Raw genomic sequence first — 17,299 nt, forward strand, 5'->3', positions numbered from 1 at the left:
AAAACAAATTTTTAGAAGTCAGATGAATAGTTTGGAGCTTCCTTTGTTATATGAATATCATGTGGATGGCTCTCCTTAAGGGAAGCTGCTGAAATCTTCACAAACTTTCCTGTCTCCTGAAGTGTTTTTATATCTTTAGCTCCGCAATATCCCATACCTGAACGGATACCGCCTACAAGCTGGAAGATAGTATCTTCTACCATTCCCTTATAAGCAACTCTTCCTTCTACACCTTCCGGAACCAGCTTCTTTGCATCAGACTGGAAATATCTGTCCTTGCTGCCGTTTTCCATAGCTGCAATAGAGCCCATACCACGATATACCTTATACTTTCTACCCTGATAAAGTTCAAATTCTCCCGGACTCTCATCACAGCCCGCAAAGATGGAACCCATCATACACACATCTCCGCCCGCTGCCAGAGCCTTAACCATATCACCGGAATACTGGATACCACCATCAGCAATTACAGGTATACCGTACTTCTTCGCTACCTCATATACATTCATAATAGCGGTAACCTGAGGAACACCTATACCGGCAACTACTCTTGTAGTACATATTGAACCCGGACCTATACCTACCTTAAGAGAATCCGCACCGGCTTCGATAAGTTCCTTTGCAGCCTCACCCGTAGCTATATTTCCTGCAATTACATCAAGTTCAGGATATGCATCTTTAATCATTTTCACACATTTAATAACATTTGCTGAATGTCCATGTGCCGAATCAATAGTAATTGCATCTACCTTAGCTTTTACAAGAGCTTCAACCCTGTCTAAGATATTGGCAGTAACACCAACTGCCGCAGCACATACAAGTCTGTCATGTGAATCTTTTGCTGAATCAGGATATTTAATCTGCTTTTCAATGTCCTTTATTGTAATAAGTCCCTTAAGATTACCCTCAGCATCTACTATAGGAAGCTTTTCCTTTCTTGCCGAAGCAAGTACCTTCTTAGCCTCTTCTAAGGTAATCCCTTCCCTTGCGGTAACGAGTCCTTCACTTGTCATAGACTCTTTAATTTTCTTTGAAAAGTCTGTTTCAAATTTAAGATCTCTGTTGGTAATTATACCTACGAGTTTCCTGCCCTCTGTAATAGGTACACCTGAAATTCTGTATTTTGCCATCACATTATTGGCGTCTGCTAAAGTGTGCTCAGGGGATAAGAAAAACGGATCTGTTATAACACCGTTTTCTGACCTTTTAACCTTATCGACCTCTTCTGCCTGACGTTCTATGGACATATTCTTATGAATAACTCCGATACCTCCATGTCTGGCCATAGCAATAGCCATCCTGCTTTCCGTAACAGTATCCATTCCGGCACTCATCATAGGAATTTTCAACTTTATTTTCTTTGTAAGCATAGTTTCAAGGTTAACCTGATTTGGAATAACCTCTGAATAAGCAGGTACTAAGAGCACATCATCAAAAGTAATTCCATCGCCAATAATTTGTCCCATTTTTTCCTCACTTTCATTTATTTATCAGTTTTTTCTATATATCTACATACCTTTATGAAAAAGTATTTCCGAATAGTATAATATCAGAAAAAACTACTGTCAATAAGGTTATAAAATTTTTATATTCTTATATTTTTTAGTTGCTCTGAGACAATGACAATACTTTGTTTTTAAGCTCAGCCTCTATTCTTGCCATCTCAACTTCTGCCGCAGCCCTCTTTTCTCTGCCCTCTTTCTGAATCTGCATAACTTCATCAAAGGTCTTTATAAGAGTTTCATTTGTCTTGGTAAGGGTTTCGATATCAACTATACCTCTTTCAGATTCTTTAGCTACTTCTACAGATGCCTGATGAAGCATTTCTGCATTCTTAGCAAGAAGTTGGTTTGTCATATCATTTACCGCCCTTTCTGCCTTTGCAGCCTGTCCCGCGTGTTCAATGCCGAGTGCAAGTGCCATCTGTGTCTTCCAAAGAGGAATAGTATTTACAAGAGTAGACTGAATCTTCTCACTCATTACTATATCGTTTTCCTGAACTATTCTTATCTGAGGTGCTGTCTGCATAGCCACCGTTCTTGTAAGTTCAAGGTCATACAGTTTCTTTTCAAATCTGGTGCACTGTGCATCAAGATCTCTTGCAGCCTGGGCATCCTCAGGCTTACCGCTTGCCTCAGCCTTTGCAAGGAGTTCTTTAAGCTCTACATTTCTTACCTCATACAGTCTCTTCTTACCTGCAATTATATACATAGTCAGCTCTTTAAAATGTGCAAGATTAAGCTCATACATCTTATCAAGCATTGCTGTATCCTTCATAAGAGTTATCTGATGAGTTTCAAGTGCATCGGTAATTTTCCCGATATTTACATCAGCCTTGTCATATTTGGTCTTCAGCATCTGAAGCTTATTTCCCTGTTTCTTAAAGAAACCGAAAATTCCCTTATCTTCTTCATCATTAAAGCCCTTAAGCTCTATAACGACATCTGACAGAAGCTTTCCAACCTCTCCCATGTCTTTAGTCCTTACATTTTCAATGGCTTTTTCCGAAAATGCAGCCATTTTCTTTTGGGCTCCCGAGCCGTATTGGAGAACTATATTCGAATCTTTTATATCGATCTGCTTTACGAAGGCATCTACCTGTTTTTTTTCTGCTTCTGAAAGCATACTGTCATCCACCCCAATAGGATTTTCAGTCTTTTCCACCACCATTCCATTTTTAACCGCTGTCGGTTCCAGACTAAGACTCGGAACTGCCTCTTCTTCTAAAGTAAGTGTAGGTGCAGCAACCTCTTTCGGATCGAGTGTGAGCTCCGGCATTACATTTTCGTTCTCGTTCATAATCTTCTCCTTTACTGATAACATATTCTAAAATTTATATAAATATTTTTAAAACTACAGTGTTAATTTGATACCTTCTTCTTCCTTATTTACTTCATCCTTCGTTTTGCTAACCTGTTCTGCATCCTGTTTAACAGCCGTATCAAAGTCATTTCCTTTAAGTCCTTCTCTCTTAAGCATAGCATTTAATACAGACACATCACTTGATATATCCCAGGCCGTATCCTTATACAAATCATCAAGCAACTTGCTGAAAGCATCATTTAAGCTGTCAAGCACATTTTCAATTTCATGCTTAGACTTATCTATATTTTCTACCTTAACCTGCTGTTCATCCATCTCCGCATAAGCGGTCAGCAACTTAATAGTCATAGGAAGATAGTATTTCATAAGCTGCTTTATATCCTCTGCGCTGCTTGGATGTTCTTCAACCCTTTTAAGTATCCTCCCCGTAAGGTCTTCTATCTTAAATATCTTATTTGAAACCTCAACTCCGGGGATTCTATCATTCAAATGACTGATCTGTGCAAGATATTTTCTTCCCTGATTAAGAGTTTCCTGAACTTCTGTATTATTGGCGACCGATTTAGTATTTTCTTCCTTAAATTTTCCAAGTTCGTCTTCTATCCTCTGCCTTTCTTCAAAACCAAGCTGTGCTTTCTGGTAAAGAGCATAGGTTTCATTGGTAGAAATGAAGGTAGTCTCATTTTTATCTATATGACCTTCCTTAAACCACATCTTACTGATCATTTTCCTAAGACGTTTAAGGGTTTTCTTCTTAGATTCTCCGGTTTCCAGCATAAGGTCTTCTATTTTTGCAAATGATTTGCTATCTGAAAGATTAAGCACCTTCCGGTAATTTCTGAAAATAAGCCTCTCTTTTAAGGTATTGGTTCCACTCAAAAACCAAGCGAGCGATGGGATAAATAGTACAAAGGCTATTGCAGAAGGAATTGCAGCTCCCAATATGAAAGTTATGAAACTGCCAAGTGCAAGCCCAAAAGTAAAGAAGCCGCCTAATATAGCATTTGCCAATCCCTGTCCCAAAATCATATTGTCTGATATATATAATTTATCCTTAGAAGTAATTATTTCATTATTCTTAGTATCAGGCCGCCTTATCCTATCCTGATAGCTTTTATTTATCTCAACCGTATTTCCGCCTAGGTTAGTTTTTACAGTCCTGTTTCGTGCTTCATTCAATCCCTTGTTCAGAGCATCTTCAAAAGTATAAGTTGCCTTTTTTATAAGGTCGTTTACATCTCTTCCAAGCGAATTATAGTTTCCGGAATTTATCGCCTTTTGAATAATATCATCTATTCCTCCGCCAAATTCATCCCATTTGTTCCTGTTCATAATAATCTCCCGATATATAGTAAATGTATATTTTGTTCTGTCATTTTCCCTAAAATACTCATTTTTTAGCTCGGTCGCTTTTAGGGTAAAATACTCCTGCTACCATTATAAATATTTTTTGTCTTTACTTCAAGGACTTTTTATGCTATTCTTCCTAATGCGATGTATCCCATCGGGCACAGTCCTAAATTTACGGGAATATCAGCAGGAGGAAAAATGAATACAATGAACACAAAAACTGAACGTTTGGTAGGAATTGGCATACTTACTGCCCTGATTATCGTATTGCAGACCTTTGCAAGCGGTTTTAAAATTGCGAACTTTTCACCACCGCTTTCACTAATTCCGATAATAGTAGGTGCAATTCTTTTCGGAGAATTCGCAGGAGCCATATTGGGGCTTATTTTCGGAATAGTGGTCGTGCTGGCTGTAATCTCGGGAGCCGAGCCTTTTAGTACGCTTATGCTGAATTTTAATCCTATAATGACGGTTATCATTTGTTTGTTTAAGGGTGTGGCCGCCGGATATTTGTCGGGACTTGTTTACAGGTTGCTTTCGGAGCGAAATAATTTACCCGCCTTAATTATCTCATCAGTAATCACACCTATTGTAAATACCGGAATCTTTGCATTAGGAATGCTTACTGTATTTTACAAGCTTATAAGTGATACAGCCGCTTCCGCAAAAGCAAATAATACAATAGTATTTTTCTTTACAACTTTTATCGGAATCAACTTTCTTATTGAAGTAATATTTATAGCTGTACTTGTACCTGCCATATCTAATATTATATATATAATTAAAAAGAAAAATCGAGTAGGAGGCGGTGACTAACCGCCGTCCTCTCACAGCACTGTACGTACGGTTCTCGTATACAGCGCTTTCAATAGTTGACGTGCACAGACTGATATGCAGTGGCTAAATCATAAAAGCCACTGTTTATCAGTCTTTCTTTTGTCATTGCCATGTTTATGGCAACTGTGTGTGTTGTAAACCAATAGCCACGTCTGCTGTTTGCCGCTTTCCATGCCAAGTCTTTGGGAACTCCCATAGCCCTCAGGTTTCGGTATCTTGTTCTCACACGTTTCCATTGTTTCCATATACACATACGTATTCTGTGATAGAGCCATCCGTTAACGTTATCCAGGTTATTCTTCATACTTGCAATTCCATAGTAGCTAAGCCAACCTCTTGCATATACCTTGATCCTTTCAAGGCTTGGCTTTATTGACTGACAGCGCTTACGGGAAGAAAGCTCTTTCAGTCTCGACTTAAACCTCTCCCATGGCTTTGAATGAACTCGTACATATATGCCACTTCCGTTCCTTCCCAATGCAAAGCCAAGGAATTTAAAATTTCGGATTGCAAATACACTGACAGTACGGCTTTTCTCTCGATTCACTGTAAGTTTCAGTTTCTCCTCGAGATATCTCGTACTGCTCTCCAAAAGTCGCTCTGACGCTCTTTTACTTTTAGCGAGAAGCACTATGTCATCTGCATATCTTATGCATGGGACACCTCGCTTCAAGAACTCCCAGTCGAACTCATTGAGGTAGACATTCGCAAGCAAAGGGGATAGATTCCCTCCTTGTGGCGACCCCTCCTCTGCTTCGGTAACTACTCCATTTTCCATTACGCCACTTTTCAGATACCTCTTGATAAGTTGCACTACACGTTCATCTTTTACGTTTTTCCTCAGAAGGTTGATAAGAATCTCGTGGTTGATTGTATCGAAATATTTCGATAAGTCTAGAACTACCGCATATGTGTAGCTCTGTTCAGCGTACTCCTTAATCTTTAGTATTGCTCCTTTTGCATCTCTGTTTGGACGGTAGCCATAACTGCCCTCTGCAAACAGTGGCTCATAGATTGGCACTAACTGTTGTGTTATTGCCTGTTGAAGTATACGGTCTATCACTGTTGGTATGCCAAACTTTCGCACACCACCATCCGGTTTGGGATTCTCAACTCGTCTTACCGGAGACGGAGTATACTTTCCACGATAGATACGGGACGTTAACTCTTGTTGATGTTCCCGAAGGTAAGGAAGTGCCTCTTCGATGGTCATTCCATCCACACCAGGTGCTCCCTTGTTTGCCTTAACTCTCTTATACGCTCTGTTAAAGTTATCTTTATGCAGTATCGTTTCCAAGAGCTTCGGCTGTGCACTGTCTCTTTCTTTCCATATCAGATTGAATGACCTACGCGCTTTCACATACCCTTCATGTTCCGCACTATCTCTTTGCGAACAGCCATTGTTTTCAATGTTTTCTGCCATAACCAGTCATTCCTCCTTTCTCAGTCATACTTGGGACTCCTACTGATTCGGTCCTTTGTCTCTCGACTACTATGACCTCTGCTGACTTCTGTGTGTTCAGCATTGCTTTGTGCAATGGTTACCTCTCTCAAGGCATACCACACAGACCTCCCCAGGTACCACACGTTTCTTCCTCTCCATCCATCTGCCTCATTTATCATGCATGATTCCGTGTAGTTATTGGACTTCGACTTGCATTGCAGCCTTATCCTCATGCATAACCTCATATGAGATTTCTGTTCGTCAGACCAGAGATTTGCCCATGAGTTAGTATCTTCCTCACATCCAGCTTCCTTCAGATTCGAGGTCACCCTCGACACCCTTGCCTTCGGCTATATCCTTCCCACTACCGGGCGGATTCGGGACTTAAACCCGTTAGAAACGTGCGCCGCTAGGCGCACAATAGTAAAAAGTGTGTGCCCACACACACTTCGCGCGCGAGCGGTGCCGCAAGGCAAACTTCCCTACCGCGAGCTGCGCATCCCTCGGAGAGATTTTTGTTTAATAGGAAATTTCTTCGAAATTTCCTATTAAACAAAAACGGGTTGCACATTACTCTCAATGCGCAACCCATTATTATTACTTTTTCTCTGTTGTATCTGTCTTTGACTGTCCCGGCTTCTCAACCTCTACAATGGCAGCCTTTTTCATAGGAATACGGCAGTTCTTATTGCTTCCGAACTCTACTACTACTATTTCATCCATAATATCAATTATAACACCATAGAATCCTCCTGTAGTAAGCACCGAATCACCAAGCTCAAGGCTTGCCATAAGCTCCTGCATTCTCTGTCTTTCCTTTTTCTGAGGCTTAATGCTCATAAAGTACATCATACCTCCCACTACAACTACCCAGATTACTATCATAGGTAACATAGATGCAAGTGACTCTCCTCCTGTAGCAGCCGCATTTAAAACTCCGATCATTTCTTTATTCCTCCTAAAAATTTAATTTATATTTTATTTTTTTACACTAACTTAATCAGCTACAATAAAAACAGCATAATCATTCTCCTCAAGACTATGTACTTTTTATTCACCGGCTTTAAATCCATCTAACTTAGCTTTCTTGTATACCTGAAATTCACCTTTCTCTATTGCAGACCTTATTTCTTCCATCATATTGTTATAGAAATACAGGTTATGCATAACCAAAAATCTCATTCCAAGCATTTCACCCGCCTTAAGAAGATGTCTTATATAGGCTCTTGAGTATCTTTTACATACAGGGCAGTCACAGGCAGAATCGAGCGGTCTGTCATCCAACTCGTACTTGGCATTATTCAGGTTCATTTTACCATGATTTGTATAAGCATTACCATGTCTGCCGTTTCTCGACGGATATACACAATCAAAGAAATCCACACCACGTTCAACACTTTCAAGGATATTCTCAGGAGTACCCACTCCCATAAGATAAGTCGGCTTATTCTCAGGAAGGTAAGGCACTACCGTTTCCAGGGTCTGATACATTTCTTCGTGAGTTTCTCCTACCGCAAGTCCGCCTATGGCATAGCCTGCAAGATCCATATCCGAAATCCTCTTTGCATTCTCTATGCGAATATCACTGTAGACACCGCCCTGATTTATACCAAAAAGCAACTGGTGCTTATTAATAGTATCAGGCAGACTGTTTAGCCTGTTAAGCTCATTTTTACACCTGAGCAGCCATCTCTCAGTCCTTGCTACCGACTGTTCCATATACTTTCTCTCACAGGGAAGTCCCGGACATTCGTCAAAGGCCATTGCTATTGTAGAGGCAATATTAGACTGAATCTGCATACTTTCCTCAGGTCCCATAAAAATCTTTCTTCCGTCTATATGGGAACTGAACTTTACCCCTTCTTCCTTAATCTTGCGAAGCTTAGCTAAGGAAAAAACCTGAAACCCGCCCGAATCGGTAACAACCGGCTTGTCCCACACCATAAACTTATGGATGCCTCCAAGCTTTTTAATAACCTCATCACCCGGTCTCAAATGTAAATGATAAGTATTTGAAAGTTCAACCTGTGTTTTCAGATTTCCTAAATCTTCTGTAGATACCGCACCCTTAATAGCAGCCGCAGTTCCCACATTCATAAAAACCGGAGTCTGTATAACACCATGTACGGTGGTAAACTCACCTCTCTTGGCTGAACCATCTTTACACAAAAGACGATACATAAAATTTCCTTTCAAATTATTCTGTAAAACATACGGATTTAATTATAATATGTGAAGGGAGTTATTTCAATAGGAAAGTCAAATAAAGTCTATATTGCAACATTTGATTTGCTGTGGTAAACTCACTTTATACAGAAAAATTTAATAGTGCCAATAAGCTTGTACAGTACCACTTTATAAACAATAAGTTAATCCAAATTTGGGTTTAATATTAAGGCATTGTTAGGAGGTATTAAGTGAATTTTTCCGGACTGACAGAGGAACTTTGGAGAGGCTTTTTTGCTAAAGATTTAAATGGAACCAAAGAAAAGATAATCGAATGGGTTGCCCCTGAATGTGTTATTATAGGAACCGGTTCCCATGAATTTTATACAGGATTGGATTGCTTTTTACACTCTTTTGCTGATGAAATGGCAGATAGAAATGATGTAGAATTTCATTTTGAAAGAATAAGCTGCAATCAAATGCAGGTTGACACAAACACCTATCTTGTATACGGAAAATTTTATGTTTCAGGAGAAAGCAGTGATAAAACTGTTTTAATTAATATGGATAGTCGCTTCACTTTCATTTTCCACCGAATTGAAGAAAAGTGGAAAATCGTTCACATACACCAATCTGTTCCTAATCAGGAGCAGGGTGACGGAGAATACTACCCTAAAACTCTTATGAAACAGGTTCAGGAATTACAAAGTGTAAACGAGGAAATGACGGAATTGGCGCAAAAAGACGGTTTAACCGGACTCGATAATTTTAGGGCATTCTGTAACAACTGGGAACAGAGGAGTGAATATGGCTGGTTCTTTGTGTTGGATTTGGATTATTTTAAAGAGGTCAATGATACTTACGGACATCTGGCAGGAAATGAAGTTCTTATCAGTATGGGTAAGGTATTCTTTTCCACAGTACGTGAAAATGACTTACTTTGCAGAATGGGCGGTGATGAATTCCTGATTTTTTGCAGTGAAATGAAAGACAAAACCGATGCAACGGATTTCGCTCAAAGACTTATAAGCAACATAAAAAGTGCCGGCAAATCTAAGCCTTGTTGGACAACAGTATCAATCGGTGCTGCCAAAGTTACTCCTTGTATGTCAATTGAATCTGCCTTAGAAAAAGCCGATAAAGCACTATATTCAGTCAAAAAAACAATGCGCGGCGGTTTCCTTGCCACATAAATTTAATCTAACTCCGGTTCATTCAAACGGGGTTATTTTTTGTTTAATAGGAAATTTCGAAGAAATTTCCTATTAAACAAAAATCTCTCCGATGGATGCTGGACTCGCGGTTGGGAAGTTTGCCTTGCGGCACCGCTCGCGCGCGAAGTGTGTGCAAGCACACACTTTTTTATAACAACTAATAAGTTTTATATATTACAAACTGATAAAAAAGGCTGGATTTTATAACAAATTTTGCTTATACTAATAAGCAGTTTTTATAAAACCTGCAACATCCGAATTATTTTTTGATTTTAAAGGAGATTTTTATGAGTGAATTAAAATTAGGAACAAAATGCGTACAGGCAGGCTATACACCTAAAAACGGTGAGCCGAGACAGGTACCTATAATACAGTCTACAACGTTTAAATATGATTCCTGTGAAGGAATGGGTAAACTCTTCAATCTTGAAGCAAGCGGATATTTTTATAGCAGACTTCAGAATCCTACCAATGACTCTGCTGCAGCAAAGATAGCAGCTCTTGAAGGGGGCACGGCAGCTATGCTTACTTCCTCCGGTCAGGCAGCCAATTTCTTTGCTATTTTCAATATTTGCGAGTGTGGCGACCACCTTATCTGTTCATCTTCAATCTATGGCGGAACCTTTAACCTTATAGGAGTAACCCTTCCAAAGATGGGTATAGAAGTAACCTTTATTTCTCCTGACGCTACTGAGGAAGAGTTAAATGCAGCTTTCAAACCTAATACCAAGGCTGTCTTTGGAGAGACTCTTGCAAACCCCGCACTCTCTGTGCTTGATATCGAAAAATTTGCCAAAGTAGCACATGCCAACGGAGTTCCTCTCATTGTTGACAATACCTTCCCTACACCTGTCAACTGTCAGCCTATTAAATGGGGTGCAGACATAGTTACACACTCCACCACCAAATATATGGATGGACATGGAAGTGGTGTAGGCGGAGCTATAGTAGATTCAGGAAACTTTGACTGGATGGCTCATGCCGACAAATTCCCGGGACTTTGTACTCCTGATGAATCTTACCACGGTTTAGTTTATGCCAAGCAGTTTGGCAAAGCCGGTGCCTTTATTACAAAGGCAACAGCACAACTTATGAGAGACCTTGGTTCTATCCAGTCCCCACAGAACTCATACTTGGTTAACCTCGGCTTAGAATCTCTCCATGTGCGCATGAGAGAACATTCTAAAAACGGTCAGACTGTTGCAGAATTCCTCGCAAACCATGAAAAGGTTCTCAGTGTAAGTTATCCGGGGCTTAAAACAGATAAATATCATGCTTTAGCTGAAAAATATCTTCCTGACGGCTGTTCAGGTGTAGTTTCCTTTGAGATAAAGGGTGGCAGGGACGCTGCCGAGAAATTTATGACCAAGCTTAAACTTATAGCTATAGAAACTCATGTAGCAGATGCGAAAAGCTGTTGCCTCTGCCCTTCTATCACCACGCACCGCCAGCTTACCGATGAACAGCTTGCTACTGCGGGCATCCCTGCAGGGCTTATCAGAGTTTCCTGCGGTATCGAAGATGCAGAAGATCTTGTGAATGATATTAAGCAGGCACTGGAAGCATAGATTCATCCCTACTTGTCAATCTACCCGTTATATGCTAAACTAACAACTTGAGAAACACAGATGGTCGCGCCTGCTTAGGCAGGTGAGGAAAGTCCGGGCTTCATAGGGCAGGATGCCAGATAACGTCTGGTGGAGGCAACTCCAAGGACAGTGCAACAGAAAATTACCGTCTGACCTGGTCAGATAAGGGTGAAAAGGTGAGTGTAAGAGACCACCGCCCTATCGGTAACGATAGGGGCAGTGTAAACCCCATCCGAAGAAAGACCAAATATAAAGCTATACGGCTGCCCGTCGTGCTTTTAGGTAGGTCGATAGAGATTGCCGGCAACGGCAGTTCGAGATAGATGATCATCAGATACATAACCCGGCTTACAGTGTTTCTCATTTTCCGGTTTAATATAATTTTGCTACATACAGCAAGGGAAAGTATAATTTCTAAGCGAGCGCATTAGGTTTTTCGCAGAAAAACCGGAGCGAGTCTGAAATATATACTTTCCCTTGTGTCAAGTTATACTATACTAAATACATACTTTTCCTTACATCAAATTATATGATTTAAACCGGAAAACAATTCCCTCCTATAAATTCCCTAACCAATGAATTCTTTGGCACATCATCCGAAGGCATAGGAAGAAAATAGTTCAAAAACTTAAGCAGCCTGTTTGCTTCCGAAAAATAAGGGGAAGTTTGAGGAATTCCGAAAAGCAACGGTTCTGCATACTGCTTAAGTACCGCAAGTTCATAAACCAGTGAAGAATTAAACATTTCATCAGCTTCCTCCTGGAAAGGAAAAATATTCTTTTCCTCACCACGTCTTACAGAAGCCCACCTTGCAAGAGTATCCTCCGCACTGTTACCCCTTGTTCTTGCATCTCTAACCATCCTTCTAAGCAACCTTAAGTCTGTGGTATGTATCCTGTTATGGTCATCAATATTGAGCTGAGTAAGCGCGCTAATATAAATCTTAAACTTACTTTCCTTTGGAAGAGCCTCCGAAAACTTATCGTTAAGTCCATGAATACCCTCTATAACAAGAATATCGTCCTTACCCAATTTAAGAAGTCTTCCCTTATATTCTCTTTTTCCTGTCTTAAAATTATAAGAAGGCAGACTTACTTCTTCGCCGGCAAGCAAGGCAGTCATATCCTTATTAAATTGAGCTACATCTATGGCCTCGAGGCACTCAAAATCATATTCTCCATGCTCATCTTTTGGGGTTTCAGTCCTGTTCTTAAAATAATCATCAGCCGCAATCGGATATGGCCTAAGCCCCTGTACCATAAGCTCGATTGACAATCTATGCGAAAATGTAGTCTTACCTGATGAAGAAGGTCCTGCTATCATTACTATCTTCTTACCCAGTTTTGCTATATTCTCTGCAATTTTTCCTATCTTTCCCTCCTGTAAAGCTTCATTTACAAGCATTACATCATTGATACGACCTTCTGAAATCGCATCGTTTAAGTCTCCCACATTATCTATTCCGAGGCGTTTTTCCCAGGAATTTGCCTCCTTCATTGTCTTGTAGAGAAGTTCAAGAGGCTTCCAGTCAGGCCTTTTAACCTCAAAACCCTCTTTTGCATTAGGAAGTGTTATAACTATCCCGCCATCATATGCTTTAATGTCAAATGATTTAAGAGCACCGGTTGAAGGCGGCATATAGCCGTAAAAATAATCATAATACTCGCCAAGTCTATATATATTGGTAGTTGATCCTCTTCTGTATCTAAACAAATGTTCCTTGTCGGATAAATCACTGTCCAAAAATTTCTCAACAGCCTCTTTGGTAGAAACCAAGCTTTTTTCAAACAGAATATTTTCCCTTACAAGCTCATCCATTCGGTTTCTTACTTTGATTACAAATTCATCATTGATTTTAGCATTTCCTCTGATTTCACAAAATATTCCGTTCCCTAAAGAATATTCACAGTTCACACCTGTAACTTCAGATTTACCAAATACATCATGTACAGACTTTATAAAAAGAAATAACACTCCTCTTTCATAAGTTCTAATTCCGTCTGTAGAAGTTATATCGTAAAAGCTTACCTTGGCATCCTCAGATACTTTTTTCCACAATTCTTTGAGCTTGCCGTTTACCTTGGCAAGCAGTTTCCCATGATTTTCTCCGTATACATTTTTTGCTATTTCCGACAATTTAATTCCGCTGTCATATTCAAGTACTTTTTCCTCAACTTCTATTCTCATACCTTTATCCTCCGTCATCAAAACCTGCTTAGTGCAGCAGTCACCATCTTAAGTTCTTTATCAATAACCGTAATCCTGTCATTTTCAGAATCTTTTTGAGACTCTATAAATTCTTTATTATGTAATAAAGCCTCAAAATGTGCTTTTCTGTTTAACAGAAACTCTTTTAGCACCGGATGCTTTTTTCTGATAAGAACAGGTCCAAACTCATCTTCAGTTATAAGCCCTATGTCATTTTCTGAAACTTGTCCGGTTTCTGACCTGACAGCCTTCATAATCTGATAATATTTTCCTGATTCTTTTAGCATATCCTCATCTACAATTTCAAAGCCAATTTCCCTTAGATATGCTCTTACTACCCGCAAATCGGATTGTGGCTCAAGTATAAGTGTATCTGCGGCTTCTACTACCCTTATTCCCTCTGAAAGAATTTCTTTTACAAGCATTCCTCCCATTCCCGAGATAAGGACAGTATCAACCTCACCTGCCTCAAATCCTTCAAGCCCCGGGCAAAGCCTGGTATCTATTCTGTCCTTAAAATCTGTAAGATTTATATTATCTTTAGCTGTTTTTAACGGTCCCTCTCTTAAATCAGATGCAATAATTCTGTCTGCTTTTCCATTTTCAAGAAGATTTATCGAAATATATGCATGGTCGCAGCCCACATCTGCAAGTACCTTGGAATGATCCACCAAGGCTGCAATCGCAAGCATTCTTTTCGGTATTTTTTTTCTTTTTTTCATTATTCCAAATAATCCTTTAATTTTCTGCTTCTGCTTGGCTGTCTAAGCTTTCTTAACGCCTTTGACTCAATCTGCCTTATTCTCTCTCTTGTCACATTAAATTCTTTTCCTACTTCTTCGAGAGTCCTGGTACGCCCGTCTTCAAGTCCAAACCTCAGCTTTATAACTCTCGCTTCCCTTTCTGTCAGGCTGTCTAATACTTCTTCAAGCTGTTCTTTTAAAATCGCATGTGTAGCAGCCTCAACCGGCGCCATATTGCTGTCATCCGGTATGAAATCTCCTATATGACTGTCCTCTTCCTCACCTATCGGAGTTTCAAAGGAAACAGGTTCCTGTGCAATCTTCATTATACTTCTAACCTTTTCCGGCTCCATATTTAATTCTTTTCCTATTTCTTCCGGTTGAGGTTCTCTACCCAAAGTTTGAGTCAACTGTCTCTGGGCTCTTATCAGTTTATTTATGGTTTCCACCATATGAACAGGGATTCTTATAGTTCTTGCCTGGTCTGCTATTGCCCTTGTTATGGACTGTTTTATCCACCAGGTTGCATAGGTACTGAACTTATAACCTTTTGTATAGTCAAACTTCTCTACAGCCTTTATCAGTCCCATATTGCCTTCCTGAATCAAGTCTAAAAACTGCATCCCTCTTCCCAAATATCGTTTCGCTATACTTACCACCAGTCTCAGATTGGCTTCTGTAAGTTTTTTTCTGGCTTCATCATCACCTTCTGCCATGCTTTTGGCAAGTTTTATTTCCTCATCCATATCCAACAGAGGAACTTTCCCAATCTCCTTAAGATACATTCTTACCGGATCTTCCGTACTTATACCTTCAGGAACTGTGATTTCGGTTTCCTCTATTTTTTCTCTTTCTATTTCATCATTATCTTCCGTACTTATTAGTATTTTATCCTCATCTACATCATCCAACTCATCTATGATGAGAACATCAATTCCCTGTCTTTCAAGATATCTGTAACATTTTTCAAGCTCATCTTCACTAATCTCCCGACCGGCAAAAACCGCTTTGACATCTTCCGCCTCCAATACACCTTTTTTTTCTTTCGCGTCCTTTACCAGTTCTTTTAACTTACTCTTAAGCACTTTTTCATCCATAAGTTCATCCTCCCGTAAGTCTTAATTCATCAAGTTTATTAACGCCAATCTTAAAAATCCAGTTTATTAAGCTCTCTTTGCTTTTTAGTAATCTCTGTAAAAAGTTTAGCATCATTACTGTCTGCTGCTTTCATTTCTTCAGCCAGCCCTGCCCTTCTTACTTTGATAACTATTTCCTTAAACGCCTTTTCCCTCTCCTTTTCATCAACTTCGGCATCAAATTTCTCCTCAAACACAGCCGCAACCAAAGCCTGATCTTCACCGGACTCATATCTGCTGATAATCTCAGCCACATTCGGCTTTCTTCCTTCCCCTATTTGTCCAAATATCCTTCCCGCAACATCCTTATACAGAGGAGTTGCAAAATCCCGTGCAGAAACTATATTTTTAATCCTATGATAATATTCAGGTTTATCTGCGATTATGCTTAATAAAAATCTGTTAGTCTTTAATAAGCCTTCATCAGCAGTATTAGTCCTGTCATTCTTTTTGATTCTTTCTCCTGCTTCCCTGTAAGTCTCCCTGATTTCCTTAGCCCCGCCTATCTTATTGACAAGCTTGGTAAGTGTTTCCTTAGAAACAAAGTACTTCTCCGCAACAGCAGCTATGTAATTTTCCCTTTCCAGCTCTTCTTCAAAATCTGTCAGCCTCTCGGCAACCTTGTTCAAAAACTCTGTTTTCCCCTCAGGTTCAGACAGATTAAAGCCTTTTTCTATGTTTGACAGTTCAAAATTAAAGCTGTTCTCGGCATTTTTAATTCTTTCTTCAAATTCCTCATGCCCCGCCGCTTTTATCAATTCATCCGGATCCTTGTAAGGAGCAAGTTTCAGTATTTTGGTTCTGATACCTGCTGATTTAAGGATAGGAAGAGCCCTCAAAGCTGCTTTTACTCCTGCCCCGTCACTATCGTATGTGATTATAACTTCTTTCACATATCTGGCAATCAGCCTCGCCTGTTCTTCAGTAAGTGCGGTTCCAAGCGAGGCCACCGCATTGGTAAAACCTGCCTGATGAAGTGCAATAACATCCATATATCCTTCACAAAGCAACATAAACGGCGACCTGCTATGCTTTGCAAAATTTAATCCGTATAGATTTCTGCGTTTATTAAATATATCTGTTTCCTTTGAGTTCAGGTATTTGGGTTCTCCTTCTCCCATTACCCTGCCGCCGAAGGCTATTACTTTACTGTTTTGATCCATTATAGGGAAAATCACCCTGTTCCAAAACATATCAAAAACACCCTTGCCTTCTTTAAATACTACAAGTTCGGCCTTAATCATAAGTTCATCGCTATAGCCTTTGGATTTGAGGTAGTTGTATAATGCATTTGAAGATTTTACCGAGTAACCCAGCCCAAAGTCATTTATAGTCTTATCCGTAAGCCCTCTGTCTTTCAGATAAGTCATCGGATAATCCCCATAATCTCCTCTTAGCTGAAAATAATAAAATTTTGCCGCTTCCTTATATATTTCAAATAATCTTGTTCTTAAATCGGCTCTTTTCACGGACTCAGGATTATCATACTCCTCAGGCAGATTTATTCCGGCTTTGTCAGCCATCTGCTTGATTGCTTCTGTAAAGGTAAGATTCTCATACTTCATCACAAAGCTGATAGAATTTCCGCCAACTCCACATCCGAAACAATGAAAAATCTGCTTGTCCGTATTTACTGAGAATGAGGGAGTCTTTTCGTTATGAAACGGACATAAGCCCACATAATTTGCCCCTCTTTTTGTAAGCCTTACATAGGGAGAAATCGTATCTACAATATCATTTTTCTCCCTAACTTCATCAATAATTTCTTCTGAATAAAACATGAATCTCC

Annotated in this window: 13 protein-coding genes and 1 other RNA gene; 4 read left to right on the plus strand and 10 right to left on the minus strand. The window is 39.7% G+C overall.

Translation table 11 applies throughout. From position 1 onward, the window contains the following. Nucleotides 1-11: 11 nt before the first annotated feature. The 3 genes from guaB to GCWU000282_RS15715 all read right to left on the minus strand — a co-directional run bounded on the left by guaB (nucleotide 12) and on the right by GCWU000282_RS15715 (nucleotide 4,155). Complete coding sequence (gene guaB, locus GCWU000282_RS02530; RefSeq protein ID WP_023353419.1) at nucleotides 12-1,466, minus strand: IMP dehydrogenase; 1,455 nt, start codon at nucleotides 1,464-1,466, stop codon at nucleotides 12-14. Between the two features lie 136 nt (nucleotides 1,467-1,602). Beyond that, nucleotides 1,603-2,799, minus strand: a complete 1,197-nt coding sequence (locus tag GCWU000282_RS02535; protein ID WP_084295320.1) for a toxic anion resistance protein — start codon at nucleotides 2,797-2,799, stop codon at nucleotides 1,603-1,605. Nucleotides 2,800-2,853: 54 nt separating this feature from the next. Beyond that, entirely contained in the window at nucleotides 2,854-4,155 is a 1,302-nt protein-coding gene (locus GCWU000282_RS15715; RefSeq protein ID WP_023353421.1) for a 5-bromo-4-chloroindolyl phosphate hydrolysis family protein, read from the minus strand. Between the two features lie 216 nt (nucleotides 4,156-4,371). Here GCWU000282_RS15715 and GCWU000282_RS02545 point away from each other — a divergent pair, with 216 nt between their 5' ends. Next, nucleotides 4,372-4,989 (plus strand): ECF transporter S component, encoded by a 618-nt coding sequence (locus GCWU000282_RS02545; RefSeq protein ID WP_035039087.1) that lies wholly within the window; start codon nucleotides 4,372-4,374, stop codon nucleotides 4,987-4,989. Nucleotides 4,990-5,038: 49 nt separating this feature from the next. Here GCWU000282_RS02545 and ltrA read toward each other — a convergent pair whose 3' ends face one another. From ltrA to tgt, 3 genes are all read right to left on the minus strand, one after another. Then, entirely contained in the window at nucleotides 5,039-6,433 is a 1,395-nt protein-coding gene (ltrA, locus tag GCWU000282_RS02550; RefSeq protein WP_023353423.1) for a group II intron reverse transcriptase/maturase, read from the minus strand. Between the two features lie 618 nt (nucleotides 6,434-7,051). After that, a complete protein-coding gene (yajC, locus tag GCWU000282_RS02555) occupies nucleotides 7,052-7,348 on the minus strand; it encodes a preprotein translocase subunit YajC (protein WP_035039396.1) in 297 nt (98 codons plus the stop codon). A gap of 156 nt (nucleotides 7,349-7,504) precedes the next feature. Next, nucleotides 7,505-8,635, minus strand: coding sequence for a tRNA guanosine(34) transglycosylase Tgt (gene tgt, locus GCWU000282_RS02560; RefSeq protein WP_023353426.1), 1,131 nt, complete (start codon nucleotides 8,633-8,635; stop codon nucleotides 7,505-7,507). 236 nt (nucleotides 8,636-8,871) lie between these two features. On the opposite strand from tgt, the gene GCWU000282_RS02565 reads away from it, so the two are divergent. The 3 genes from GCWU000282_RS02565 (at nucleotide 8,872) to rnpB (ending at nucleotide 11,790) form a co-directional block, all read left to right on the plus strand. Then, a complete protein-coding gene (locus tag GCWU000282_RS02565) occupies nucleotides 8,872-9,813 on the plus strand; it encodes a diguanylate cyclase domain-containing protein (RefSeq protein ID WP_023353427.1) in 942 nt (313 codons plus the stop codon). Between the two features lie 308 nt (nucleotides 9,814-10,121). Next, entirely contained in the window at nucleotides 10,122-11,402 is a 1,281-nt protein-coding gene (locus GCWU000282_RS02570; protein WP_023353429.1) for an O-acetylhomoserine aminocarboxypropyltransferase/cysteine synthase family protein, read from the plus strand. A 48-nt stretch (nucleotides 11,403-11,450) separates the two neighbouring features. Then, nucleotides 11,451-11,790, plus strand: an RNA gene (gene rnpB, locus GCWU000282_RS15745) — RNase P RNA component class A. A 167-nt stretch (nucleotides 11,791-11,957) separates the two neighbouring features. Here the strand turns inward: rnpB and GCWU000282_RS02575 are convergent. Genes GCWU000282_RS02575 through dnaG form a run of 4 tightly spaced genes read right to left on the minus strand, consistent with a single transcriptional unit; the run spans nucleotide 11,958 to nucleotide 17,291 of the window. Next, nucleotides 11,958-13,610, minus strand: a complete 1,653-nt coding sequence (locus GCWU000282_RS02575) for a nucleoside kinase (RefSeq protein WP_035039398.1) — start codon at nucleotides 13,608-13,610, stop codon at nucleotides 11,958-11,960. Nucleotides 13,611-13,627: 17 nt separating this feature from the next. Next, nucleotides 13,628-14,353, minus strand: coding sequence for a tRNA (adenine(22)-N(1))-methyltransferase (locus GCWU000282_RS02580; RefSeq protein WP_023353431.1), 726 nt, complete (start codon nucleotides 14,351-14,353; stop codon nucleotides 13,628-13,630). Then, a complete protein-coding gene (gene rpoD / locus GCWU000282_RS02585) occupies nucleotides 14,353-15,471 on the minus strand; it encodes an RNA polymerase sigma factor RpoD (RefSeq protein ID WP_023353432.1) in 1,119 nt (372 codons plus the stop codon). The genes GCWU000282_RS02580 and rpoD overlap by 1 nt, the downstream gene beginning before the upstream one ends. Before the next feature lie 50 nt (nucleotides 15,472-15,521). After that, a complete protein-coding gene (dnaG, locus tag GCWU000282_RS02590) occupies nucleotides 15,522-17,291 on the minus strand; it encodes a DNA primase (protein WP_023353433.1) in 1,770 nt (589 codons plus the stop codon). Between the last annotated feature and the right edge of the window lie 8 nt (nucleotides 17,292-17,299).

Source organism: Catonella morbi ATCC 51271, from assembly GCF_000160035.2.
Lineage (GTDB): Bacteria > Bacillota > Clostridia > Lachnospirales > Lachnospiraceae > Catonella > Catonella morbi.

Coding starts and splice junctions, on each gene's coding strand:
- GCWU000282_RS02535 (WP_084295320.1), bottom strand. CDS start 2,799: ATGAACGAGAACGAAAATGTAATGCCGGAGCTCACACTCGATCCGAAA.
- yajC (WP_035039396.1), bottom strand. CDS start 7,348: ATGTTACCTATGATAGTAATCTGGGTAGTTGTAGTGGGAGGTATGATG.
- GCWU000282_RS02575 (WP_035039398.1), bottom strand. CDS start 13,610: ATGAGAATAGAAGTTGAGGAAAAAGTACTTGAATATGACAGCGGAATT.
- GCWU000282_RS02570 (WP_023353429.1), top strand. CDS start 10,122: ATGAGTGAATTAAAATTAGGAACAAAATGCGTACAGGCAGGCTATACA.
- ltrA (WP_023353423.1), bottom strand. CDS start 6,433: ATGGCAGAAAACATTGAAAACAATGGCTGTTCGCAAAGAGATAGTGCG.
- GCWU000282_RS02580 (WP_023353431.1), bottom strand. CDS start 14,353: ATGAAAAAAAGAAAAAAAATACCGAAAAGAATGCTTGCGATTGCAGCC.
- tgt (WP_023353426.1), bottom strand. CDS start 8,635: ATGTATCGTCTTTTGTGTAAAGATGGTTCAGCCAAGAGAGGTGAGTTT.
- guaB (WP_023353419.1), bottom strand. CDS start 1,466: ATGGGACAAATTATTGGCGATGGAATTACTTTTGATGATGTGCTCTTA.
- GCWU000282_RS15715 (WP_023353421.1), bottom strand. CDS start 4,155: ATGAACAGGAACAAATGGGATGAATTTGGCGGAGGAATAGATGATATT.
- GCWU000282_RS02545 (WP_035039087.1), top strand. CDS start 4,372: ATGAATACAATGAACACAAAAACTGAACGTTTGGTAGGAATTGGCATA.
- rpoD (WP_023353432.1), bottom strand. CDS start 15,471: ATGGATGAAAAAGTGCTTAAGAGTAAGTTAAAAGAACTGGTAAAGGAC.
- dnaG (WP_023353433.1), bottom strand. CDS start 17,291: ATGTTTTATTCAGAAGAAATTATTGATGAAGTTAGGGAGAAAAATGAT.